The following is a 23,270-nucleotide window of genomic DNA, read 5'->3' as shown; positions in this document are numbered from 1 at the left end:
GGCGGGGGGAGGGGGAACGCGTCATCGCAGGACTTTCTCGAGTGGCCGGCGGGGGCCGGAAGAGGGGGTACTCGATGCTCGCACGGCGGACGCACGAGTGAGACCGGAACGGGGGCCCTCCGTCTGGGGGACGCGCGGGAGCTGAGGTCCTCCGCGGGTCAGAGCGCTGGGAGAGGCCGCCTGAGAGCGTCCAGCCGCTTCCGCCAGGCGTCCAGGCGGCCCGGCTCCGCGGCGAGCGCCGGTCCGTCCGCCCAGGCGGTCGCCAGCCGCAGACCGTGCAGGGCGTTGGCCGTCCAGACCTCACGGCCCTCGAGCGACTCCGGCTCGGCCGGGGCCTCGATCACGTCCACGCCGAGCGCGCCGGCGAGCACCGAGACGGTGCGAGCCGTCACGCTGCGCACGCGGGTGCTCGTCGCCGGAGGGACGACCAGCGCGTCGCCCAGCCACCACAGGATCGCGCTGCTCGCTCCGTCGATGACGGCGCCCTCGGCGTCGAGCAGCACGGCCTCGTCCGCTCCCGCGGCGTGCGCGCGCGTCCGCAGGAGGGCGAGACGTGCGATGTCCGGCCCCTTCCAGGACGGTGTCCGGCGCGGATCCACGGGGCTCGTCCACAGCACCACGGAGCGGGTCGTCGGCGGGGCGGATCGCAGCCGGAGCCGCAGGGCGCCTCCCGAGAGCTCGACGCGGGGGAAGGAGCGGCCCTCGCGGGGCAGGGCGGCGATCGCGGCGTGGAGGAACGGCTCGACGTCCGGGTGCCCGCCCGCCGAGGCGACGGAGGCGGCGAACCGCTCGCGGTGCAGGTCGAGCCCGCGGACGCGTCCCTCGTCCACCAGCCAGGAGTCGGCCGCGTCCAGGGAGGTGCCGGGCGGCTCGGGAACGCTCGTCAGGGCCCGCCCGTCCCACTCCCGAACCTGCTCGCCGTCCACGACCGCCTACGCTAGCCCAGTGGTCTCGGAGGATCGGCACGTCCGCTCGGTCGAGCTGCCCTGGGTCGATCCGGAGCTCGCGCACCACGCCCTGTTCGCCACGGCCGAGGCGTCGTTCTGGCTCGACTCGGGCCTCGGAGCGACGAGCGGCCGCTCCTACCTCGGGGCGTGCGCCCGCGAGGACGTGCTCCTCGTCGAGGCCGGCGGCGACGTGGCGGCGGCGCTCGCCGCGGTCGACGACGAGGCCCCCGCGGGCGACCGCGCGCTCGGCCGCTACGGCTGGATCTCCTACGAGGCGGGAGCCGCCTCCGTCTCCCTGCCCTCGGCGCCGACCGGCCCCGCGGATCCGCCGGCCCTCGCCCTGCTCCGGGGCGACCCCGTGCTCGAGTTCGACCACGGCACCCGGACCGTCCGCCTGGTCGCCACGGGAGACGCGCAGGAGCTCACCGTGCGCCTGCTCGAGCTCGTCGGCGCGCTCGCACCCGCGGACCCCGCGGATCCCGAGCCCGCCGGCGTCCCGGTCCGCCGTCACTCCGCCGCCGAGTACACGGCGCTGATCGGCCGCTGCCAGGAGGCCATCCGCGCGGGGGACGCCTACCAGCTCTGCCTCACCGACGAGATCGTCGTCGAGGGCCGGTTCGATCCGGTCGAGGCGTACCGTCGCCTCCGCCGCTCCAGCCCGAGCCATCACGGCGGGCTGATCCGCCTCGGCCCGCTCGCGCTCGTCAGCGCCTCGCCCGAGCGGTTCCTCACCGGCGGGGCCGATGGACGCGTCGCCACGCATCCCATCAAGGGCACGCGCCCCCGGGGCCGGGACGCCGACGAGGACCGCGCGCTCCGGGACGAGCTCGTGTCGAGCGTGAAGGAGCGGGCCGAGAACGTGATGATCGTGGACCTCGTCCGCAACGACCTCGCCCGGATCGCCGCCCCCGGCTCCGTCGTCGTCGACCGCCTGCTCGAGGTGGAGAGCTACCCGCACGTCCACCAGCTGGTCAGCGAGGTCTCGGCCCGCCGCGCGCCGGGCGTCGGGATCGCCCAGCTGATCGCAGCCCTCTTCCCGGCCGGCTCGATGACGGGAGCGCCCAAGCGCCGGGCGGTGGAGCTGCTGCGGGAGTGGGAGGGCGGTCCCCGCGGCGTCTACTCCGGCGCCTTCGGCCGCCTGGGCTCGGACGGCTCGCTGGACCTCGCGATGACCATCCGCACCCTCGTGCTCGACGGCGAGCGCGCCCGCCTGGGGACCGGCGGCGGCATCACCGCGCTCTCGGTGCCGGAGGAGGAGGTCGAGGAGACGCGGCTGAAGGCGCGGGCGCTCCTCGCGGTGCTGGGCGCCGCCGAGGAGTGAGCGGGCGCCGCGTTCGTCTGCCGTGCGCGCGGGGCCAGTAGGGTTGATGGTCGAACGCAGCCGCCCACGCGTGCGCGTTCTCCCCCTCCTTCAGAAGTGAGAAGCACCTGTGGCAGAAGACACCTCCCGGCAGACCGGCGCGAGCGACGAGGAGCGCTACGACTTCCGAGCGCTCCAGGAGAAGTGGCTCCCGATCTGGGAGGAGACGCGCCCGTTCGCGACGGACGACCCCGAGGACAAGCGCCCCCGCAAGTACGTGCTCGACATGTTCCCGTACCCCTCGGGCGACCTGCACATGGGCCACGCCGAGGCGTACGCGCTCGGAGACGTGATCGCGCGCTACTGGCGCCAGCAGGGCTTCAACGTCCTCCACCCGATCGGCTGGGACAGCTTCGGCCTGCCCGCCGAGAACGCCGCGATCAAGCGCGGGCTGAACCCGGTCACCTGGACCTACGACAACATCGAGCAGCAGAAGCGCTCGATGAAGCGCTACGCCGCGTCCTTCGACTGGGACCGCGTGCTGCACACCTCCGACCCCGAGTACTACAAGTGGAACCAGTGGCTGTTCCTCAAGATGTACGAGAAGGGCCTCGCCTACCGCAAGGACAGCTGGGTCAACTGGGACCCGGTGGACCAGACGGTCCTGGCGAACGAGCAGGTCCTGGCGGACGGCACCTCCGAGCGCTCCGGCGCGGTCGTGGTCAAGAAGAAGCTCACGCAGTGGTACTTCAAGATCACCGACTACGCCGACCGCCTGCTCGACGACCTGAACCAGCTCGAGGGGTCCTGGCCGTCGAAGGTCATCGCCATGCAGCGCAACTGGATCGGCCGCTCCATCGGCGCCGACGTCGAGTTCGAGATCGAGGGCCGCGACGAGCGCGTCACCGTCTTCACCACGCGCCCCGACACGCTCTACGGGGCGACCTTCATGGTCGTCGCGCCCGACTCCGACCTCGCCTCCGAGCTGGTCGAGGGCTCCGAGCCCGCGATCCGCGACGCGTTCCGCAGCTACCTCGAGACGGTGCAGAAGTCGAGCGAGATCGAGCGCCTGACCGCCGACCGCCCCAAGACCGGCGTGTTCCTCGGCCGCTACGCGGTGAACCCCGTGAACGGCGAGCGGCTGCCGATCTGGGCCGCCGACTACGTCCTCTCCGACTACGGCCACGGAGCCGTCATGGCCGTGCCTGCGCACGACCAGCGCGACCTCGACTTCGCCCGCGCCTTCGACCTGCCCGTGCGCGTGGTCGTCGACACCAACGCCTCCGTCACCGGGGCGATCCCGGTCATCCCGGAGGACCCGGAGGAGCTGGCCGCGCTCGAGAAGGAGTACTCGCTCGACCCCGCCACGACCGGCGAGGCGCTGACCGGCGACGGCCGCCTGATCAACTCCGGGCCGCTCGACGGGCTCTCCAAGCGCACCGCCATCGAGCGCGTCATCAGGATGCTCGAGGAGCGCGGCCGCGGCCGCTCGGCCAAGAACTACCGCCTGCGCGACTGGCTGATCTCGCGTCAGCGCTACTGGGGCACCCCCATCCCGATCATCCACGGAGCCGACGGCGAGCTCGTGCCGGTTCCCGAGGACCAGCTGCCCGTCGTCCTGCCCTCCACCGACGGCCTCGACCTGCAGCCGAAGGGCTCGTCGCCGCTCGGAGCGGCGGAGGACTGGGTGAACGTGCCGCACCCGGTGGACGGCTCGCCCGCGCGCCGCGACCCGGACACGATGGACACCTTCGTCGACTCCTCGTGGTACTTCCTCCGCTTCCTCTCGCCGAAGGACGACACGCAGGCCTTCGATCCGAAGCTCGCCGAGAAGTGGGCGCCCGTCGACCAGTACGTCGGAGGCGTGACGCACGCGATCCTGCACCTGCTGTACGCGCGCTTCATCACCAAGGTGCTGTTCGACCTGGGCTACGTGTCGTTCACGGAGCCCTTCACGGCGCTGCTCAACCAGGGCATGGTTCAGATGGACGGCGCGGCGATGTCGAAGTCGAAGGGCAACATCGTCCGCCTCTCGGACCAGCTGGACGAGTTCGGCGTCGACGCCGTGCGCCTGACGATGGCGTTCGCCGGCCCGCCCGAGGACGACATCGACTGGGCCGACGTCTCGCCCGGCGGCAGCGCGAAGTTCCTCGCCCGCGCCTGGCGCCTGGCGAAGGACGTCACCTCGAGGCCCGACGTCGAGTGGAAGTCGGGCGACGCGGCTCTGCGCCGCCAGACCCACCGCTTCCTCGCGGAGTCCCCGTCGCTGATCGAGGCGTTCAAGTTCAACGTCGTGGTCGCGCGGCTGATGGAGCTCGTCAACGCGACCCGCAAGGTCGTCGACTCGGGTGCCGGGGCCGGGGACCCCGCGGTCCGCGAGGCGGTCGAGGTGGTCGCGATGGCTCTCAACCTGTTCGCGCCGTACACGGCCGAGGACATGTGGCACCGTCTGGGCTACGAGGGCACCGTCGCGCACGCGCTGTGGCGCAAGGCCGACCCGTCGCTGCTGGTCGAGGAGAAGGTCACGGCGATCCTGCAGGTCGACGGCAAGGTCCGCGACCGGCTCGAGGTCTCGCCGAAGATCTCCTCCGACGAGCTCGAGGAGAAGGCGCGGGCCACGGCCGGCGTCGCCCGGGCTCTCGTCGGCCGCGAGGTCGTGAAGGCGATCGTGCGGGCGCCGCGCCTGGTGAACCTGGTGACGAAGGCGGTCTAGCCGCCGATCCGTCCCGACGGGGCTCCTCCTCTCGCAGGAGGGGCCCCGTCGTCCGTCCTGCGCCGGTGCTGCTCTCTCCTCCACAGGGAGGCGATCCGGCGGGCTGTCCCCGGATCGGTGTCGGCGGCCGCTCCGGGCGGTGACGCGGGTCCTACCGTCGGCGGATGCCAGAGACCAGCGGGACGGACGACGAGCAGTTGACGGCGCTGCTGCGGCCCCGCCGCGCCCGCCCGCGCTGGCGCGTGGGAGTGGGAGCGGCGGTCGTGCTCGTCATCGGCGCCGCGGTGGTCGCGGTGCTGCTCGCGGGAGCGCGGTCGAGCGGTCATGAGCGGGTCCTGGAGCCCGCCGTGTCGACGAGCGCGCCCGCTGCTGCGGCGGTCGAGTCGCTGTACGTTCACGTGGCCGGCGAGGTCGCCTCTCCGGGGCTGTACGTCCTGTCGCCGGAGGCGCGGGTGGCGGACGCGGTCGCCGCCGCCGGAGGGTTCCAGGAGTCGGCGGAGCGCGCGGCGGTCAACCTGGCCCGGAGGCTCGTGGACGGCGAGCAGATCGTCGTGCCGGCCGTGGGAGCGGCGCCGGCCGCGGCGGGAGCGGCTCCGGGCGGGGCCGCTCCAGGAGGAGCCTCCGCCGCCGGATCCGTGCTGAGCCTGAGCACGGCGACGGCGGCCCAGCTGGAGGAGCTGCCCGAGATCGGCCCGGCGACCGCGAAGAAGATCGTCGCCCACCGGGAGGCGAACGGCCAGTTCTCCTCCGTCGACCAGCTGCTCGAGGTCCCCGGGATCGGCGAGAAGACGCTCGCCGCGTTCCGCGACCAGGTCGCGCCGTGAGGAGCGTGCGGGCGGCGGACCTGCGGCTCCTGCCGGCAGCGGTGGCCGCCTGGACCACCGCGTGGGCGGCCGGGATGCTGCCGGTCGCGGCAGTGCTCGACGGGGGCCTCTCGTGGTGCGCCGCGGGCTGGGTGCTGCTCGGGGCGGCGTGCGTCCTGCTCCGGCGCGGCCTCGGCGGGCGGCTGGTCGGAGCGGTGCTCGTCGGGGGCGCGGGTGCCGCCCTCGCCCTCACCTCCGTGGTCGCCGCGGCGCCCGGTGACCACCCGGCGTCGCTGAGGGAGGCCCAGGAGGATCGCGCCCTCACCCCGGTCACCGTGCGCGTCGATACGGGTGCCCGACCGCTCGCGACCGGGGGAGTGTGGTTCGACGCGACGGCGCTGCGGGTGGGAGACGCGTCGACCGCGGCCCCCGTGCGCGTGCTGCTCGCCGATCCCGGCGGTCGGCTGCCGGTGGGCGCCGAGCTCGACCTGGAGGCGCGCGCTGCGGCGCAGGAGGGGCCCGTCGGCGAGGCGACGATGCTGAGGGCGGCGTCCGTCGAGGACCGGCGCGGTCCCGGGGGAGCGGCGGCCGTCGCGGAGGTGCTGCGCTCGCGCTTCCTCGAGCGCGCGGCGCTGGTCGGCGGCGACGTGGCGGGGCTGCTGCCGGGCCTCGCGACCGGCGACACGTCCGCGCTCGACGCGGGGCTCGAGGAGGCGATGCGCACCGCGTCGCTCACCCACCTGACCGCCGTCTCGGGCGCCAACTGCGCCGTGGTGGTGGTCGCCGGCTGGACGATCGCGGCGCTCCTCGGCGCCGGGCGCCCTCTCCGGACCGTCGCCGCCCTCGCCCTGCTCGCCGGCTTCGTGGTGCTGGTGACCCCCGAGCCGAGCGTGGTGCGGGCCGCCGTGATGGCGACGGTGGTCCTCCTCGCGCGGCTCGGGCGTCGCTCCGGAGCGGCTGTGCCCGCCCTGCTCGCGACCGTCGTCGTGCTCGTGGCCGCCGACCCCTCGATCGCGGGGAGGCTCGGCTTCGTGCTGTCCGTCCTCGCCACCGCCGGACTCCTGCTGCTCGCCGAGCCGATCGCGGGCGCTCTCGGTCGAGTGCTGCCCCGGCCTCTCGCCCTGCTGCTCGCGGTGCCGACCGCGGCGCAGCTCGCCTGCCAGCCCGTGCTGCTGCTCGTGGACCCGTCGGTGCCGGTGTACGGAGTGCTCGCCAACCTGCTCGCCGAGCCCGCGGCACCCGCCGCGACCGGGCTTGGGCTCATCGGCTGCCTGCTCGCCCCCTGGTGGCCCGGAGCCGCCGACGCTGCGATCCGGCTCGCCGCCGTCCCCGCCTGGTGGATCGCCTCGATCGCCCGCGCCGTCGACTCGTGGCCCGCCCCGAGGATCGCCTGGTGGCCCGGCGTGGGAGGAGCGCTCGCGCTCACCGTGCTGACCCTGCTCGCCCTCGTGCTGGTCACGCAGTCGCCGCGGCTCGCGCGGGTGCGCCGGGTCGCCGCCGTCGGGCTGGCGTGCGCGATCGCCGCCGCCGGCGGCACCACCGTCGCCACGCCGCTCCTCCGCGCCGCCTCGGTTCCCGAGGACTGGCGTGTCGCGATGTGCGACGTCGGGCAGGGCGACGCGGTCCTCCTCCGCGGAGACGCGGGCGTGCTGCTCGTCGACACGGGGCCCGAGCCCGCACCGCTCGAGGCCTGCCTCCGCCTGATGGGAGTGGACCGGATCCCGCTGCTGGTGCTGACGCACTACGACCTCGACCACGTCGGCGGGCTCCAGGCCGTCCTCGGACGGACCGACGCCGCGCTCGTCGGGCCCGCCGCGGGCCGCGACGACGAGCGCGACCGGGCGGCGCTCACCGGCGCGGGGGTCGCCGTGCAGGAGGCGGTCCGCGGCGACAGCGGCGCGCTCGGCTCGCTGCGCTGGCGGGTCGAGTGGCCGGAGCGGCGGAGCGCGCTGCGGGGGAACGAGGCGAGCGTGACCCTCCGGGTCGACATCGGCCCGGACGCCCGCGGCGGCCCGCTCTCCGTCGCGCTCCTGGGCGACCTCGGCGAGCAGGAGCAGGGACGCGTCTCCCGGCTGCCGGTCGGCCGGGTCGACGTCGTCAAGGTCGCGCATCACGGCTCCGCCGACCAGTCGCCCGCCCTCTACGACGCGCTCGGCGCGAGCGTCGGGCTGATCTCCGTCGGGGCGGAGAACGACTACGGACATCCGAATCCGTCGCTCCTCGCTCTGCTGGCCGAGCGCGGGGTCGAGGCGCTGAGGTCGGATGTCGAGGGTACGGTCGTGCTCGCGTCCCGCAGCGACGGGATCGCGGTCTGGGTGAGCGGCGCGACGGCTCCCGCGGCGTCCTCGGGGCGCCGTGAGCGGGCCGTAGGGTGGAGGGCGCTCGGACGGGCGCGGCACGGAAGGACACGGCATGGCAGGCAGGGCCCCGGCGCGCGCGAAGGCAGCGCCCTCGAAGGCGGCGATCCCGCAGCTCGCCTGGAACCAGACCCGGCCGGCGCCGATCGTGCTGATCACCGGCCCGGAGCAGTTCCTCGCCGACCGCGCGCTGCGCTTCCTCCGCGAGTTCCTCCGGGCCGAGGATCCGAGCCTCGAGGTCAGCGACATCGACGCCGGCGGCTACGCGCCGGGGGAGCTGCTGACGCTCGCGAGCCCGTCCCTCTTCGACGAGCCCCGCCTCATCCGCGTCTCGAACGTCGAGAAGTGCACGGACGCGTTCCTCCTCGAGACCCTCGACTACCTCTCGGCGCCCGCGGACGGGGCGACCCTGGTGCTCCGCCACGGCGGCGGCAACCGGGGCAAGAAGCTCCTCGACGCCATCCGCTCGGGCACGGGCGGCGGCATCGAGATCGTCTGCGCCGAGCTCAAGCGCGAGAGCGACAAGGTCGACTTCGCGATCGCCGAGTTCCGCACCGCCGGCCGCACGGCGACCACCGGTGCCGTCCGAGCCCTGGTGTCTGCCTTCTCCGACGACCTCGACGAGCTCGCGTCGGCGTGCCAGCAGCTGCTGTCCGACGTCACCGGCGAGATCACCGAGGCGACCGTCGCGAAGTACTACGGCGGCCGCGTCGAGACCACGGCCTTCACCGTCGCCGACTCGGCGATCGCGGGCCGTCACGGCGAGGCGCTGCTCGGGCTCCGCCACGCCCTCGCCTCCGGTGCCGACCCGGTACCGATCGTCGCCGCGTTCGCGAGCAAGCTGCGGACCATGGCGAAGGTCGCCGGCTCGCGCGAGGGCTCGGGTCAGGTCGCCTCGCGTCTGGGCCTCGCTCCGTGGCAGGTGGACCGGGCCCGGCGCGACCTGCAGGGCTGGACCGGCGAGGGCCTCGGCACCGCGATCCTGACGGTCGCCGACGCCGACGCGAACGTGAAGGGCGCCACCCGCGACCCCGTGTACGCCCTCGAGCGCATGGTCTCCGTCGTCTCCGCCCGGGGCCTCTGACCCGCCCGAAAGACCCTGCGCCCGCGATCCGCACCGACCTCGTCCTCGGCGGGTCTCGATACGCCGCTCCGCGGCTGCTCGACCAGCAGCGAAGGGTTCACCTCCGCTCGCAGGCTCGCACCGCGGCCGACGAAGAGTCGGACAACGACCTCGCAGGGTCACCGGCGATCCGCGTGCGAGCGGATCGTCGTACCCGGAACGGAACCCGCTCCTCCCACCGCAACCATGCGCGGAAGCCGACTGCGCGACGGGCGACGAGGCACGAGAAGCCCGTCGAGATCGGTGCGGGTCACCGGCGATCCGCGTGTCAGCGGATCGTCGTACCCGGAACGCAGGACGCTCCTCCCACCGCGACCCTCCGCGGTAGCCGACCGGGCCGCAGCCGATCGAGAGCCGGACGATGCCCTCGCAGGGTCACCGGCGATCCGCGTGTCAGCGGATCGACGTACCCGGAACGGAACCCGCTCCTCCCACCGCAACCAAGCGCGGAAGCCGACTGCGCGACGGGCGACGAGGCACGAGGAGCCCGTCGACCGCGAAGCGGAAACGACGAAGGGCCCGGCCAGAGGCCGGACCCTTCGTCGTTGCAGCTTCGCGCAGTACTACAGCGCGGCGACCTGCTTCGCGATGGCCGACTTGCGGTTCGCGGCCTGGTTCTTGTGGATGACGCCCTTGCTGGCGGCCTTGTCGAGCTTCTTGGCGGCGAAGGCGAGGGCGGTGCCGGCCTTCTCGGTGTCGCCGGCGGCGATGGCGGTGTGGACCGAGCGGATGGCGGTCTTCAGCTCGCTCTTGACGGCCTTGTTGCGCTCGTTCGCCTTCTTGTTGGTGAGGTTGCGCTTGATCTGCGACTTGATGTTTGCCACGTGGATTACCTTCTTCTCGGATGTGCGTGTGTGCAGCCGGCTACTCGACGGAGTGCCCCTTCCGCGGGCGTCTGAACGCCCTGCGGTGCGACTGGAGGTCGCCGGCTTCTGATCACTCCACGCCTGCCGGGTGTCCGGAGGGGGAGCGCAAGCCAACAAGGAACTTTAGCGCACCCGTCGTCACCCTTCAACCGCGCCGCGCCCGCGGAGGCGGCGCCGTCCGGGTCGGGGCCGCCGGGACGACACGCCGGGGGAGGCGGACCGCCGTGGCGTCTCGCGGTCCGGGCCCGCCGGTAACGTGACGCCGGTGCCCCGTCTCGCCGATCACCTCTCCGCGGTGCCGCCCTCGGGCATCCGCCACCTGTTCGAGATCGCGCTGCGGCTCGACGGAGTGACGCTCCTCGCGGTGGGCGAGCCCGACGTGCCGACCGCGCCGCACATCATCGAGGCGGCCCGGGCGGCGTGGGCGGCCGACGACACCCGCTACGGGCCCAACGGCGGCGTCCCCGAGCTCCGGCGGGCCATCGTGGAGAAGCTGGCGCGAGACAACGGCATCGAGGCGGACGTCGAGCATGTCTGGGTGACCGTCGGCGCCACGCAGGCGCTGCACCAGGCGATGACGCTCCTGCTCGGGCCCGGCGACGAGGTGCTCATCCCCGACCCGGGCTACACCGTCTTCACGACCAACGCGCGGACCATCGGCGCCGTCCCCGTGCCGTACACGCTGCGCGCTGAGAACGCCTTCCTCCCCGATCCCGAGGAGGTCGAGCGCCTGATCACCGACCGGACCCGCGTCCTGATCGTCAACAGCCCGTCCAACCCGCTCGGCGTGGTGTTCCCGAGGGAGGTCCTCGAGCGCCTGCTCGACATCGCCCGGCGCCACGACCTGTGGGTGCTCAGCGACGAGGTCTACGAGTACTTCACCTACGGGCGCCCGCACGTGAGCCTCGCGGCGATCGCGCAGGAGCGCGGGGACGACGCCGACCGCGTCCTCAGCGTCTTCTCCTTCTCGAAGACCTACGCGATGACCGGCGTCCGCGTCGGCTACCTCGTGACGCCTCCCGGCGTCACGTCGATCATGGTCACGGTGCAGGAGGCGGCGATCAGCTGCGTCGCCACTCCGGACCAGCGCGCCGCCCTCGCCGCTCTGACCGGGCCGCAGGACGCGGTGGCCGCCGCCTCCGACCACTACCTCGCCAACCTGCGGCTCGCGACCGGCGTGCTCGACGAGCGGGGGATCGCCTACCGCGAGCCCGAGGGCGCGTTCTACCTGTGGATCGACATGGCGCACGCGACCGGAGGGGACGTCGCCTCCTGGGTCGAGTCGTTCCTCCTCGAGACCCTCGTCGCCGTCGCTCCCGGCAGCGCCTTCGGCCGCACCGGCGAGGGCTGGATCCGCGTCTGCCTCGCCGCGGATCCCGCCGCGCTCGAGCACGGGCTGCGCGCCCTCCCGGCCCCGGTGCGCGGATGAGCGCTGCCGAGGTGCTGGTCCGGCGCGTCCGGGCCCAGGAGTACGACGAGGTCTCGCGCCTGCGGCTCGCCGCCTACGCCCACGACTACGAGCTGGGGGAGGAGTACGCCGCCGACGTCGCAGCGGTCGCCCGGCACGACGTCGAGGGCGAGGTCTGGGTCGCCGTCGAGGGCGACGGGCGGATCCTCGCCACGGTCACCACTGCGCGCCCGGGCGCGAACCTGTACGAGCTCGGGCGCCCCGGCGAGCTGGACTGGCGGCTGCTCGCCGTCGCCCCGGAGGCACGCGGGCGGGGTCTCGGGCGGCTGCTCACGGAGTTCGTCGTGATGCTCGCCGCTGAGCGGGGCCTCCAGCGGGTCGTGATGAACAGCGGCACGCTGATGACCACCGCGCACGCCCTCTACGAGAGCATGGGCTTCGTCCGCCTCGGCGAGCGGGAGAACCCGCCCGGCGTCGAGCCCACCCGCACCTACGGACTCGATCTGTAGCCGCCGGTCCCGGCCTCCGCCGCCGGGCGTGGGACACTGGTCCCACGATGTCTCCACGTGCACACTCCGGGCTCGAGCCCGCCGCGACCGATCCGGCGTCCATCCGCAACTTCTGCATCATCGCCCACATCGACCACGGCAAGTCCACCCTCGCCGACCGGATGCTCGGCATCACGGGTGTCGTCGAGGACCGGGCGATGCGCGCGCAGTACCTCGACCGCATGGACATCGAGCGCGAGCGCGGCATCACGATCAAGTCGCAGGCCGTGCGGATGCCGTGGGAGCGCGACGGGCGCACGTTCGCCCTGAACATGATCGACACTCCGGGCCACGTCGACTTCTCCTACGAGGTCAGCCGCTCGCTGGCGGCCTGCGAGGGCGCGATCCTCCTGGTCGACGCGGCGCAGGGCATCGAGGCCCAGACGCTCGCGAACCTCTACCTCGCGCTCGAGAACGACCTCACGATCATCCCGGTCCTGAACAAGATCGACCTGCCGGCCGCGGATCCCGAGAAGTACGCGAAGGAGCTCGCGAGCCTGATCGGCGGCGACCCGGACGACGTCCTCCGCGTCTCCGGCAAGACCGGCATGGGCGTCGAGGCGCTGCTCGACCGCGTCACCGAGCTCATCCCGCCGCCCGTCGGCGACCCCTCCGCCCCTGCGCGCGCCATGATCTTCGACTCCGTGTACGACGCCTACCGCGGGGTCGTCACCTACGTCCGGATGATCGACGGCAAGCTCTCGCCGCGCGAGAAGATCCAGATGATGTCGACCCGCGCCACGCACGAGATCCTCGAGATCGGCGTGTCGAGCCCCGAGCCCGTCGCGACGCAGGGTCTTGCGGTCGGCGAGGTGGGCTACCTGATCACCGGTGTGAAGGACGTGCGCCAGTCGAAGGTCGGCGACACCGTCACCACGGCGTCCAAGCCCGCGACGCAGGCGCTGCCCGGCTACACCGAGCCGCTCCCGATGGTGTTCTCGGGCCTGTACCCGATCGACGGCAGCGACTACCCGGACCTGCGCGAGGCCCTCGACAAGCTCAAGCTCTCGGACGCGGCGCTCGTCTACGAGCCCGAGACGTCGGTGGCGCTCGGCTTCGGCTTCCGCTGCGGGTTCCTCGGCCTCCTGCACCTCGAGATCATCACCGAGCGCCTGCAGCGCGAGTTCGGTCTCGACCTCATCACCACGGCGCCCTCGGTCATCTACGAGGTCTCGACGGAGGACAAGAAGACCGTCACCGTCACGAACCCGAGCGAGTTCCCCGTCGGCAAGATCGCCGCCGTCACGGAGCCGATCGTCAAGGCCGCGATCCTCGCGCCGAAGGACTACGTCGGCACGATCATGGAGCTCTGCCAGAGCCGCCGCGGGACCCTGATCGGCATGGAGTACCTGGGCGAGGACCGGGTCGAGATCCGCTACCACATGCCCCTCGGCGAGATCGTCTTCGACTTCTTCGACAACCTCAAGTCCAAGACCGCCGGCTACGCCTCGCTCGACTACGAGCCCGCCGGCTCCCAGGAGGCCGACCTCGTGAAGGTCGACATCCTGCTGCAGGGCGAGCAGGTCGACGCGTTCAGCGCGATCGTGCACCGGGAGAAGGCCTACGCCTACGGCGTGCTGATGACGGGGCGCCTGCGCAAGCTGATCCCGCGGCAGCAGTTCGAGGTGCCGATCCAGGCCGCCATCGGCGCCCGGATCATCGCCCGCGAGTCGATCAGCGCGATGCGCAAGGACGTCCTGGCCAAGTGCTACGGCGGCGACATCACGCGCAAGCGCAAGCTCCTTGAGAAGCAGAAGGAGGGCAAGAAGCGGATGAAGATGGTCGGCCGCGTCGAGGTCCCCCAGGAGGCGTTCATCGCCGCGCTCTCGGGTGACGTCGAGACCAAGGACAAGAAGTAGGACTCCTCCAGCGGAGGCGCACCCCCCGAGAGGGGACCTGCGGTGAGGGGCCATTGCGGCGCCGATCACTTCCCAGGTAGCTTTCGAGCGCTGGACGCGGCTGCGGATCGAGGACGATCCGCTCGGGGGCTGGAGCGTCGACGGTCGGCCCTCTCATCACGATCAAGGGGGAAGCCCGTGGACTCTGCACGCACGAGGAAGCACTGGATCAGATCGGGGGCGGCGCTGCTGGGCGTCGCAGCGGTGACGGCGGGATCGCTCGTCGCCGCCGCACCCGCATCAGCCGCGAGCCGTGAGGTGCAGGCGTCGCCCGCGCCCTTCGTCTGGGAGGACATCGACCAGTTCGGCGTCGCGAAGGGCCTGTCCGTCTCCTCCGACGCGGAGACCATCACCGTCGAGCTCCCGGCCGCGAGCGCGTCCGCCGGGTTCACGGAGTGGTCGCACCCGGGGTACGAGACCGTGGACTGGCGCCTCAGCACCAGCGATGCCGACTTCGTGTCGGGCTCCTCGGCTGTAGACGCCGCCGCCAACACCATCGAGATCCCGCTCGAGCGCACGGTGGGCTCGTTCGAGAAGCCCGCGGTGAGGCTCGACCTCACCGCGGAGGCGCCGCAGGCGGACGACGCCTACGTCCCCCCGGCGCTCGAGTCCACGACGGGCTTCGACCTCAGCGTCACCGCCGGCCTGACCGTCGCTCCGGCGAGCGGCGAGGACGCGGCCGTGGTCGACCTGTCCGCGACCACTCCGAGCTCGACCCGCCACGACGGCGTCTTCTGGGCCGGCGGCGGCAGCCTGACCGACGCGGGCGCCGGCGACGTCGTCGTCGTCGAGACGGGCGTGCCCGGCTTCTTCGGCACCTCCGTCCGGGCCACCGTCGGAACGGACGGCACCCCGGCGCTCACCGCCCCCGCTAAGGTCCTCGACGACGGCTCGTCGGTCGCGGTGAAGCCGAACCAGGACTTCTACGACCGGTACCAGAACTTCGGCGACACTTCGCTCACGGGCGCTCCCTCCATCCGCGTCACGGGAGCCGGCCGCGGTGTCGAGCAGCCGGCGGGCTCCGCCTTCGTCGTCCGGGTGCCCCTCAGGGTCGTCGCGTCGACGACTCCGCCGACCACCGGGCCGACCCCTGGCAACGGTCCGACGGTGACCCGCCTCGCGGGCACCGATCGCCAGGGCACCGCCGTCGAGATCTCGAAGGCGACCTTCGACACCCCCGGCGTCCCCGTCGTCTACATCGCCACCGGCGCGAACTTCCCCGACGCGCTCAGCGCCGGTCCCGCCGCCGCGAAGCAGGGCGGCCCGCTCCTCCTGGTCGACCGCGACTCTGTGAGCCAGGTCGTGCGCGACGAGCTCACCCGTCTCAAGCCCCAGCGGATCGTCGTCGTCGGCTCCGACCTCAGCGTCAGCGACGCCCTCGCGACCGACCTCGGCCAGTACGCGAACGGGAGGGTCTTCCGCCTCGGAGGCACCGACCGCTACGACACGTCGCGGAAGATCATCGAGAGCGCCTTCGGCACCTCGCCGAAGGGGGCCTGGCTCGCGACCGGCGAGAAGTTCCCCGACGCGCTCAGCGCCACCGCCGCCGCGGGCAAGAACTCCGCCCCCGTCGTCCTCGTGAACGGCGGCCTCCCGGCGGCCGACCCGACCACTGTCGGGATCCTGACGCGGCTCCGGCCGCCGGTGCTCACCATCGCGGGATCCGAGCTGTCGGTCAGCGCCGGCATCCAGAACTCCCTCACGGTGCCGGCCGGACCGGTCGTCAACCGCATCGGCGGGGTCGACCGCTACGACACCTCGGAGCAGCTCAACCTGGCGGCCTTCCCCCGCGGGTCGAAGACCGTGTTCCTGGCCACCGGAGAGAACTTCCCCGACGCCCTGGCCGGAGCCGCGGCCGCCGGGCTTACGGGGAGCCCCCTCTTCGCCGTGCCCCCGACCTGCGTGCCGGTCAAGGTGCTGCAGGACATCAAGGCCGGCGGAGCGACGAGCGTCGTCCTCCTCGGCGGCACCGGCACCCTGTCCGACGCCGTCGCGAAGCTGACTCCCTGCAGCTGACCCGACCCGCACCACGACGAGGGCCCTCCTCCCGCTCCGGCGGGGGAGGGCCCTCGGTCGTTCCCGGCTCGGGACGCCGACGGTCGGATACGCTGGGTCGGATGGACAGCACCACCCGGCGCGCGGACTCGACGCGCGCCGCGCTCGAGGAGTCCGGGAAGAAGGTCGGGACGTGAGCATCCGCCGCTCCAACTTCGAGGGCCAGCCGCAGGTCACCTACGCGGCCGTCGGCGGCACTCTGGCACCCGACCTGCTCGAGTATCCGCCGGACGGCTTCACGGCCGAGCGCTTCGAGGCCCGTCTCGGCTCGGGCGACGAGCGCTTCGCCATCACCACCGCCTCCCTGATGACCTGGGGCGTGCAGCGCGGCAGCGGCATCGAGGTGACCGATATCACCAGCGGCAGCGGCGTGCAGTACACCGGCGTCAACTTCGACGCCGCGGGCACCCCGATCGACCTCGTCAGCCGGCCGACGGAGGAGCACTTCGCTCCCGACGGCACCCCCTACATCACCGCCGGCGTGACCGCCGTGCTCCGCGTGACCCTGCTCGGCCGCGTCTTCGACGCCCCGGTCCGCGTGGTCTACGTCGTCGACGAGCCCGACCAGGTCGGCTTCGCCTACGGCACCCTCGAGGGCCACCCCGAGAGCGGCGAGGAGTCCTTCGTCGTCGAGAAGCGCGCGGACGACTCGGTCTGGCTCGTCATCCGGGTCTTCTCGCGTCCCTCCACCCGCCTCTACCGCTTGGGCGCGCCGGTGCTGCGCGCCGTGCAGAAGCGCCAGGTCGCCAAGTACCTGCGCGCGCTGCTGCCGGCGCGCGTCAGCTGACGTGGGGAGCGCCCTCCCGATCGCCGATCCTGCTCCGCTCGACGGCGGACTGCCCGCGTCCGTCGTCGACGGCGTGGAGCAGCGCGACCTCGGCCTCTACGTGCACGTGCCGTTCTGCCGGGTCCGCTGCGGGTACTGCGACTTCAACACCTACACGGCGACCGAGCTCCGCGGGGCGAAGCAGCAGGACTACGCCGACGAGGCGATCACCGAGATGGCTCTCGGTGCCGAGGTGCTCGAGCGCGCGGGCCTGCCCCGGCGCCCCGCCCGCACGGTCTTTTTCGGCGGCGGGACGCCCACCCTCCTGCCCGCCGGCGACTTGGTGCGGATGCTGGACGGCCTCCGCACTCAATTCGGGGTCGCGCCCGACGCCGAGATCACCACCGAGGCGAACCCGGACTCCGTCGACGCCTCCTACCTCCGCGCGCTGGCCGAGGCGGGCTTCACCCGCGTCAGCTTCGGGATGCAGTCGGCCGTGCCGCACGTCCTCGCCACGCTCGAGCGCACCCACGACCCGGAGCGGGTCCCGCTCGTGGTCGAGTGGGCGAGGGAGGCCGGCCTGCAGGTCAGCCTCGACCTCATCTACGGCACGCCGGGGGAGTCCCTGGCCGACTGGGAGCGGTCGCTCGACTCCGCGCTCGCCAACCGGCCGGACCACCTCTCGGCCTACGCCCTGATCGTGGAGGACGGCACGAAGCTCGCCCGGCAGATCCGCCGCGGGGAAGTCGCGACCCCCGACGACGACCTCACGGCCGACATGTACGAGCTCGCCGACGCGCGCCTGGCCGCTGCCGGGTACTCCTGGTATGAGGTCAGCAACTGGGCCCGCAACGACGCCCACCGCTCCCGGCACAACCTCTCGTACTGGCTCGGCCACGACTGGTGGGGCGTCGGTCCCGGCGCCCACAGCCACGTCGGAGGCGTGCGCTGGTGGAACGTGAAGCACCCGGCGGCCTACTCCGACCGGCTGAGCACCGGGGCCTCGCCCGCCGCCGGGCGGGAGACGCTCGACGCGGGGACGCGGCGGGTGGAGGACGTGCTGCTGCGCTCGCGCCTGGCGGACGGGCTGCCCATCGACGCGATCGACGCCGGTCGGCGCAGCGAGGTGGCGGGGCTCATCGCCGACGGCCTCGTCGACGGCCGGGCGGCGCTCGGCGGCCGGATCGTGCTGACTCTGCGCGGCCGTCTGCTGGCCGACGCGGTCGTGCGCCGCCTCACCGACGGCTGAGGCCGGATTTCGGGGCGGCCGGCGCACGGCCGCCCCGGTTCCGCGGCTACTTGAAGAACGGGATGCTGAGCGGATAGGTGTAGTACTCGCCCGCGCTGGCGCGCACTGAGGCGATGATCGCGAAGACGATCACCAGGATCGGCACGACCAGGAACACGATGAAGCCGACGAGCACGAAGGACAGGATCGTCCCGGCGACGTAGGCGATCAGCGTCGTCAGATGGAAGTTGAGGGCCGTCTTGGCGTGCGCCTCGAGGAACGGTCCGCGCCCCTTGAAGACCAGGAAGACGATCAGCGAGGGCAGGAAGCTGAAGAAGATGCCGGTCACGTGCGTGACGATCGCCCAGGTCTTCTCGTCCGCCGGGTTCAGCGGCGGAGCCGGGGTCCCGTAGACGGGGGGCGGGGGAGGGGTGGCCGACATGATGGTCTCCGTTCCGGCGGCGGCGACGGGCGTCCCCCGTGCGCTCGGCGTCCATCGTGGCATGCGGCGACTCCCTCCGCACCGGGCCGCGCAGGACCTCCTCCTCGGGGATGACGGGGCTCCTCCCCGCGGCCCTGCAGGAGTGCATCCCGGCCGATCCCCGCGCAACCCCGCCGGGCGGTCCGCCTCCCGGTTATGATTGGCACTCAGAGTTGCGGAGTGCCAGGCTCCGCGCGGCGTCAGCGCCGCAGACGGTCGTGCCCGCGGGCACTCGGAGTCCGGCGGGAGGTCGGTCGTATGGTCACGGAGCGCGGTCTCCAGGTCCTGCGCGTGATCGTGCAGGACTACGTGGCGAACCGGGAGCCGGTGGGCTCCAAGTCGATCGTCGAGCGCCACGCGTTCGGCGTCTCGGCCGCCACCATCCGCAACGAGATGGCCCAGCTGGAGGAGGAGGAGCTGATCGCGGCTCCGCACACCTCGTCCGGCCGCGTGCCGACCGACAAGGGCTACCGCCTCTTCGTCGACCAGCTCGCCGACCTGCGCCCGCTGACCTCCGCGCAGCGCCAGGCGATCGAGACGTTCCTCGGGCAGAGCCCGGACCTCGACGAGGTGCTGGTCAAGACCGTCCGCCTGCTCTCGCAGCTCACCAACAGCGTCGCGCTCGTGCAGTACCCGTCGTTCGGAGCCGCGCGGCTGCGCCACGTGGAGCTCGTCGCCCTCGCTCCCCGCCGCCTCCTGTCGGTGCTGATCACCGACACCGGCAGGGTCGACCAGCGCGTGCTCGAGACCCCGGAGGACGTGGACGACGCGCTCCTCGGCGAGATCCGCGCGAAGCTCAACACGGCCGTGCTGGGCCTCGGGCTCCAGCAGGCGGCCGAGACGCTCGGCTCCGTCGCGGAGCGCTTCAGCCCCGAGCGGCGCCACGTGCTGACGCCGATCGTGCAGACCCTGCTCGAGCAGGTCGGCGCCAACCGGCAGGACCGCCTGGTCATGGCCGGCGCCGCGAACCTCGTCCGCACCGAGGAGGACTTCTCGGGCAGCATCTACCCCGTGCTCGAGGCGATCGAGGAGCAGGTGGAGCTGCTGCGCCTCTTCGCCGAGATGACGCCGGACCCCCGGGGCATCTCGGTGCGCATCGGCCGCGAGAACGCGCCGTTCGGGCTGCAGGAGACCTCGGTGCTCACGAGCGGGTACAACACCGCGGGCGGCCAGGTCTCGCGCCTGGGCGTGCTCGGCCCGATCCGGATGGACTACTCCGGCAACATCACCGCGGTGCGCGCCGTCGCCCGCTACCTCTCCCGCCTCCTCGGCGAGGAGTAGGCCCGACCTCCCGGCCCCCGCCGGATCCCCCGGTGCGCCGTGCCCGGCCCACCGACCCACGAACGAAGGACGAAGCCACCTGTGGCCGATCACTACGAAGTGCTGGGCGTCGACCGCGACGCCTCCGCCGACGAGATCAAGAAGGCGTACCGCCGACTCGCCCGCGAGCTGCACCCCGACGTCAACCCGAGCGCGGACGCCTCCGAGCGCTTCAAGCTCGTCACGCACGCCTACGACGTCCTGAGCGACGCCCAGCAGCGGGCGCAGTACGACCGCGGGCCCCAGGAGGGCTTCGGCGGCGGCGGCCAGGGCTTCGGCGGGTTCGGCGACATCTTCGAGACCTTCTTCGGGCAGGGCGCGCAGGGCTCGTCCCGCGGGCCGCGCTCCCGCCGCGAGCGCGGCCAGGACGCCCTGCTGCGCGTGGAGGTCTCGCTCGACGAGGTCATCTTCGGCACCCACCGCGACCTCGAGGTCGACACGGCGGTGCTCTGCGAGACGTGCCAGGGCTCGTGCTGCCAGCCCGGCACCTCGCCGGTGACCTGCGACATCTGCCACGGCTCCGGCCAGATCCAGCGCACGGTCCGCTCGCTCCTGGGCAACGTGATGACGGCGAGCCCCTGCGGCACCTGCCGCGGCTACGGCACCGTCATCGCGACCCCCTGCTCCACCTGCCAGGGCCAGGGACGCGTCCGCGCCCGCCGCACCATCCCCGTCGACGTCCCCGCGGGAGTCGACACGGGCCTGCGCCTGCAGATGCCCGGCAGCGGCGAGGTCGGCCCGGCCGGCGGCCCCAACGGCGACCTGTACCTCGAGATCAAGGTCAAGCACCACGACGTCTTCAGCCGCAACGGCGACGACCTGCTCTGCACCCTCGAGGTGCAGATGACGGACGCGATCCTCGGCTCCACGGCGTCGCTCAAGGCGCTCGACGGCGACATCGAGATCGAGATCAAGCCGGGCACACAGAGCACCGAGATCGTCACGATCAAGGGACGCGGAGTCACGCGCCTGCGGGGCAGCGGACGCGGCGACCTCCGCATCGGCATCCAGGTCGTCACCCCGACGAAGCTGGGCCACCGCGAGCGGGAGCTGGTCCAGGAGCTCGCGAAGCACTACAAGCCGCAGAAGCCCGCGCTGACCCACTTCCAGCAGGGCCTCTTCTCGAAGCTCCGCGACCGCTTCCTGGGCTGAGCCCGTGGCGCACCACTACATCGACGAGTCGCTGGACTCCGAGGGCTTCGTCGTCGGGGGCCGGCTCGCGCTCACCGGCGCGGAGGCACGGCACGCCGCGACCGTCAGCCGGATCCGCGCGGGCGAGAGCGTCCGGGTCGGTGACGGGCGCGGACTCGTCGCGACCGCGGTCGTCGAGAGCGCGGAGCCGGCGCGAGTGGTGCTCGTCGTGGAGTCGGTGCAGGAGTCCCCGGTTCCGTCCCCGCGCCTTGTCCTCGTCCAGGCCCTCGCGAAGGGCGACCGCGACGAGCTCGCCGTGCAGGCGGCGACCGAGCTCGGGGTGGACGAGGTCGTCCCGTGGCAGGCCGCGCGGTCGATCTCGCGGTGGTCGGGCCCGAAGGAGGAGAAGGGGCGCGAGCGCTGGCGGGCCATCGTGCGCGAGGCGAGCAAGCAGTCGCTGCGCCCCCGGGTGCCCGAGGTCGCGCCGCTCGAGCAGGTGCGCGGTCTCGTCGCGCGCGCCGCGACGTCCCGCGTGCTGGTCCTCGAGCCCGCGGCGCAGGCGCGGCTCTCCCAGGTGGTCCCGGACGGACGCGACCTGGTGCTCGTCGTCGGGCCCGAGGGCGGCATCGCTCCGGAGGAGCTGCGGCTGCTCGCGGAGGCGGGCGCCGAGGCCGTCGCGCTCGGCGACTCCGTCCTGCGCACCTCGACCGCAGGTCCCGCTGCCATCGCCGTCCTCTCGGCCCGCCTGGGCCGCTGGTGACGCTCCTCCACAGCCGACTCGGGGCTCCGGAGCAGGGTGCCGTGGGCGAACGCGGCGCCCGTCGCGCACGGGCCCCGTTTAAGATGGGTGCATGAGCGAACCCACCGTCTTCACGCGCATCGTCCAGGGCGAGATCCCGGCCGATGTGGTGTTCGAGAACGAGCGCATCCTCGCGATCACCGACATCGAGCCGAAGGCGCCCGTCCACCTCCTCGTCTTCCCGAAGACCCAGGAGCACGCCACGGTCGCCGCCCTCGCCGCCGCCGATCCCGCCCTGCTCGCCGAGATGGTGCAGGTCGCCCAGTCGCTCGCCGACGCCCACAGCAACGGTCAGTTCCGCCTCGTCTTCAACTCCGGCGAAGAGGCGGGCCAGACCGTGTTCCACGTGCACGCCCACGTCCTGGGCGGCCACCAGACGGAAGGCTCCCTTGCCACCGGTTGAGAACACGGGCGCGAGCCCCGACGAGCGTCCCGCCCCCGGCGCGGACGCGTCCGAGACGACGCGGCGCGTCGTCGCCGTCGACGGAGTCGCGATGGTGCGCCTCCTCGGACCCCAGGACCGCCTCATCCGAGCGGTCGAAGGACGATTCCCCGATGTCCGGGTGCACGTGCGCGGCAACGAGGTGACGCTCGACGGCGAGCGCGAGCCCGTCGCCGCTGCGACGCGCCTGGTGGAAGAACTGGTGCGCATGACCGCGAGCGGGCACGATCTCGACCCGGAGGGCGTGCGCGAGTCCGCCCGCATCCTGCAGAACGGCGGGCCGGTGAGCCCGGCCGAGGCGTTCGGCCAGGCCATCCTCACGGCGCGCGGACGGAGCGTGAGGCCCAAGACGCTCGGGCAGCGCGAGTACGTCGACGCGGTCGATCAGAACACCATCGTCTTCGGCATCGGCCCGGCCGGAACCGGCAAGACCTACCTGGCGATGGCGAAGGCCGTGCAGTCGCTGCAGCGCAAGGAGGTCGAGCGGATCATCCTGACCCGCCCGGCGGTCGAGGCGGGGGAGCGGCTGGGCTACCTGCCCGGCTCGCTCACCGACAAGATCGACCCGTACCTGCGCCCGCTCTACGACGCGCTGAACGAGATGATGGACCCCGAGATCGTCCCGAAGCTGCTCGCGGCCGGCACGATCGAGGTCGCTCCGCTCGCCTACATGCGCGGGCGCACGCTCAACAACTCGTTCGTCGTGCTCGACGAGGCGCAGAACACGACGCCCGAGCAGATGAAGATGTTCCTCACCCGCCTCGGCTTCGGCTCCAAGATGGTCGTCACCGGCGACATCACCCAGGTCGACCTGCCGACCGGCGCGAGCGGTCTCCGCCTCGTGACGCGCGTGCTCGACGGCATCGACGACATCCACTTCTCGCGCCTGACCAGCGAGGACGTGGTGCGCCACAGCCTGGTCGGCCGCATCGTGGACGCGTACACCGAGTACGACCAGCAGAAGCAGGCGCAGCACTTCGAGCGCGAGCAGGCCCGGGAGTTCGCGAACCGCGCCGAGCGCCGCGGCCAGGCCGCCCGCCCGCTCGGCGACCGCCAGCCTCCGCGCGGCTGAGCCCGCCCGCCCC

Annotated in this window: 18 protein-coding genes and 1 pseudogene; 16 read left to right on the top strand and 3 right to left on the bottom strand. The window is 72.9% G+C overall.

Features of this window, described 5'->3' with window-relative positions:
• Nucleotides 1-158: 158 nt before the first annotated feature.
• Entirely contained in the window at nt 159-926 is a 768-nt protein-coding gene (locus C5C55_RS15035) for an aminotransferase class IV (protein ID WP_258065417.1), read from the bottom strand.
• A 19-nt stretch (nt 927-945) separates the two neighbouring features.
• On the opposite strand from C5C55_RS15035, the gene pabB reads away from it, so the two are divergent.
• The 5 genes and pseudogenes from pabB (at nt 946) to holA (ending at nt 9,204) form a co-directional block, all read left to right on the top strand.
• Nucleotides 946-2,268, top strand: a complete 1,323-nt coding sequence (gene pabB, locus C5C55_RS15030; RefSeq protein ID WP_104234467.1) for an aminodeoxychorismate synthase component I — start codon at nt 946-948, stop codon at nt 2,266-2,268.
• A 109-nt stretch (nt 2,269-2,377) separates the two neighbouring features.
• On the top strand, nt 2,378-4,960 hold the full coding sequence (leuS, locus tag C5C55_RS15025) for a leucine--tRNA ligase (RefSeq protein WP_104234466.1): 2,583 nt from the start codon (nt 2,378-2,380) through the stop codon (nt 4,958-4,960).
• A 164-nt stretch (nt 4,961-5,124) separates the two neighbouring features.
• Entirely contained in the window at nt 5,125-5,784 is a 660-nt protein-coding gene (locus tag C5C55_RS15020) for a ComEA family DNA-binding protein (RefSeq protein WP_104234465.1), read from the top strand.
• A gap of 74 nt (nt 5,785-5,858) precedes the next feature.
• Nucleotides 5,859-7,607: pseudogene (locus C5C55_RS17045) on the top strand (ComEC/Rec2 family competence protein); the annotation flags it as partial.
• A 568-nt stretch (nt 7,608-8,175) separates the two neighbouring features.
• Nucleotides 8,176-9,204 carry a DNA polymerase III subunit delta gene (gene holA / locus C5C55_RS15005; RefSeq protein WP_104225645.1) on the top strand — a complete coding sequence of 343 codons (1,029 nt, stop codon included), beginning with the start codon at nt 8,176-8,178 and terminating at the stop codon, nt 9,202-9,204.
• Nucleotides 9,205-9,806: 602 nt separating this feature from the next.
• Here holA and rpsT read toward each other — a convergent pair.
• Complete coding sequence (gene rpsT, locus C5C55_RS15000; protein ID WP_097165711.1) at nt 9,807-10,067, bottom strand: 30S ribosomal protein S20; 261 nt, start codon at nt 10,065-10,067, stop codon at nt 9,807-9,809.
• A gap of 307 nt (nt 10,068-10,374) precedes the next feature.
• On the opposite strand from rpsT, the gene C5C55_RS14995 reads away from it, so the two are divergent.
• The 6 genes from C5C55_RS14995 (at nt 10,375) to hemW (ending at nt 18,033) form a co-directional block, all read left to right on the top strand.
• Nucleotides 10,375-11,538, top strand: coding sequence for a pyridoxal phosphate-dependent aminotransferase (locus C5C55_RS14995; protein WP_104234464.1), 1,164 nt, complete (start codon nt 10,375-10,377; stop codon nt 11,536-11,538).
• Nucleotides 11,535-12,026 carry a GNAT family N-acetyltransferase gene (locus C5C55_RS14990; RefSeq protein WP_104223126.1) on the top strand — a complete coding sequence of 164 codons (492 nt, stop codon included), beginning with the start codon at nt 11,535-11,537 and terminating at the stop codon, nt 12,024-12,026. The genes C5C55_RS14995 and C5C55_RS14990 overlap by 4 nt, the downstream gene beginning before the upstream one ends.
• A gap of 47 nt (nt 12,027-12,073) precedes the next feature.
• Entirely contained in the window at nt 12,074-13,924 is a 1,851-nt protein-coding gene (gene lepA, locus C5C55_RS14985) for a translation elongation factor 4 (protein WP_104223127.1), read from the top strand.
• 177 nt (nt 13,925-14,101) lie between these two features.
• A complete protein-coding gene (locus C5C55_RS14980; protein WP_146080964.1) occupies nt 14,102-15,979 on the top strand; it encodes a cell wall-binding repeat-containing protein in 1,878 nt (625 codons plus the stop codon).
• A gap of 172 nt (nt 15,980-16,151) precedes the next feature.
• Complete coding sequence (locus tag C5C55_RS14975) at nt 16,152-16,805, top strand: DUF1990 family protein (protein WP_244229440.1); 654 nt, start codon at nt 16,152-16,154, stop codon at nt 16,803-16,805.
• Between the two features lies 1 nt (nt 16,806).
• Nucleotides 16,807-18,033: a radical SAM family heme chaperone HemW gene (gene hemW, locus C5C55_RS14970; RefSeq protein WP_104234462.1), complete on the top strand. Its 1,227-nt coding sequence runs from the start codon at nt 16,807-16,809 to the stop codon at nt 18,031-18,033.
• 46 nt (nt 18,034-18,079) lie between these two features.
• Here hemW and C5C55_RS14965 read toward each other — a convergent pair whose 3' ends face one another.
• Nucleotides 18,080-18,454, bottom strand: coding sequence for a DUF4870 domain-containing protein (locus C5C55_RS14965; RefSeq protein WP_104223130.1), 375 nt, complete (start codon nt 18,452-18,454; stop codon nt 18,080-18,082).
• A gap of 297 nt (nt 18,455-18,751) precedes the next feature.
• Here C5C55_RS14965 and hrcA point away from each other — a divergent pair, with 297 nt between their 5' ends.
• From hrcA to C5C55_RS14940, 5 genes are all read left to right on the top strand, one after another.
• Entirely contained in the window at nt 18,752-19,774 is a 1,023-nt protein-coding gene (hrcA, locus tag C5C55_RS14960) for a heat-inducible transcriptional repressor HrcA (RefSeq protein WP_104223131.1), read from the top strand.
• Between the two features lie 81 nt (nt 19,775-19,855).
• Nucleotides 19,856-20,965, top strand: a complete 1,110-nt coding sequence (gene dnaJ / locus C5C55_RS14955; RefSeq protein ID WP_104225203.1) for a molecular chaperone DnaJ — start codon at nt 19,856-19,858, stop codon at nt 20,963-20,965.
• 4 nt (nt 20,966-20,969) lie between these two features.
• Nucleotides 20,970-21,704 carry a 16S rRNA (uracil(1498)-N(3))-methyltransferase gene (locus tag C5C55_RS14950; RefSeq protein WP_104234461.1) on the top strand — a complete coding sequence of 245 codons (735 nt, stop codon included), beginning with the start codon at nt 20,970-20,972 and terminating at the stop codon, nt 21,702-21,704.
• 91 nt (nt 21,705-21,795) lie between these two features.
• The gene (locus C5C55_RS14945) at nt 21,796-22,146 is read left to right on the top strand and encodes an HIT domain-containing protein (RefSeq protein ID WP_104225201.1); all 351 of its coding nucleotides are present in this window, start codon (nt 21,796-21,798) and stop codon (nt 22,144-22,146) included.
• Between the two features lie 91 nt (nt 22,147-22,237).
• Nucleotides 22,238-23,257, top strand: a complete 1,020-nt coding sequence (locus tag C5C55_RS14940) for a PhoH family protein (RefSeq protein ID WP_104234468.1) — start codon at nt 22,238-22,240, stop codon at nt 23,255-23,257.
• Nucleotides 23,258-23,270: the final 13 nt, after the last annotated feature.

Origin of the sequence: Rathayibacter sp. AY1C2 (assembly GCF_002931195.1) — a bacterium.
In the GTDB taxonomy this organism is placed as follows: Bacteria; Actinomycetota; Actinomycetes; order Actinomycetales; family Microbacteriaceae; genus Rathayibacter.
This window is presented reverse-complemented; position numbering and strand designations above follow the sequence as displayed.

What these genes read in the sequence shown, in the direction of transcription:
- C5C55_RS15020 (WP_104234465.1), top strand. Translation starts at nt 5,125, where the DNA reads ATGCCAGAGACCAGCGGGACGGACGACGAGCAGTTGACGGCGCTGCTG.
- holA (WP_104225645.1), top strand. Translation starts at nt 8,176, where the DNA reads ATGGCAGGCAGGGCCCCGGCGCGCGCGAAGGCAGCGCCCTCGAAGGCG.
- C5C55_RS14990 (WP_104223126.1), top strand. Translation starts at nt 11,535, where the DNA reads ATGAGCGCTGCCGAGGTGCTGGTCCGGCGCGTCCGGGCCCAGGAGTAC.
- lepA (WP_104223127.1), top strand. Translation starts at nt 12,074, where the DNA reads ATGTCTCCACGTGCACACTCCGGGCTCGAGCCCGCCGCGACCGATCCG.
- C5C55_RS14965 (WP_104223130.1), bottom strand. Translation starts at nt 18,454, where the DNA reads ATGTCGGCCACCCCTCCCCCGCCCCCCGTCTACGGGACCCCGGCTCCG.
- hrcA (WP_104223131.1), top strand. Translation starts at nt 18,752, where the DNA reads ATGGTCACGGAGCGCGGTCTCCAGGTCCTGCGCGTGATCGTGCAGGAC.
- C5C55_RS14945 (WP_104225201.1), top strand. Translation starts at nt 21,796, where the DNA reads ATGAGCGAACCCACCGTCTTCACGCGCATCGTCCAGGGCGAGATCCCG.
- C5C55_RS14940 (WP_104234468.1), top strand. Translation starts at nt 22,238, where the DNA reads ATGGTGCGCCTCCTCGGACCCCAGGACCGCCTCATCCGAGCGGTCGAA.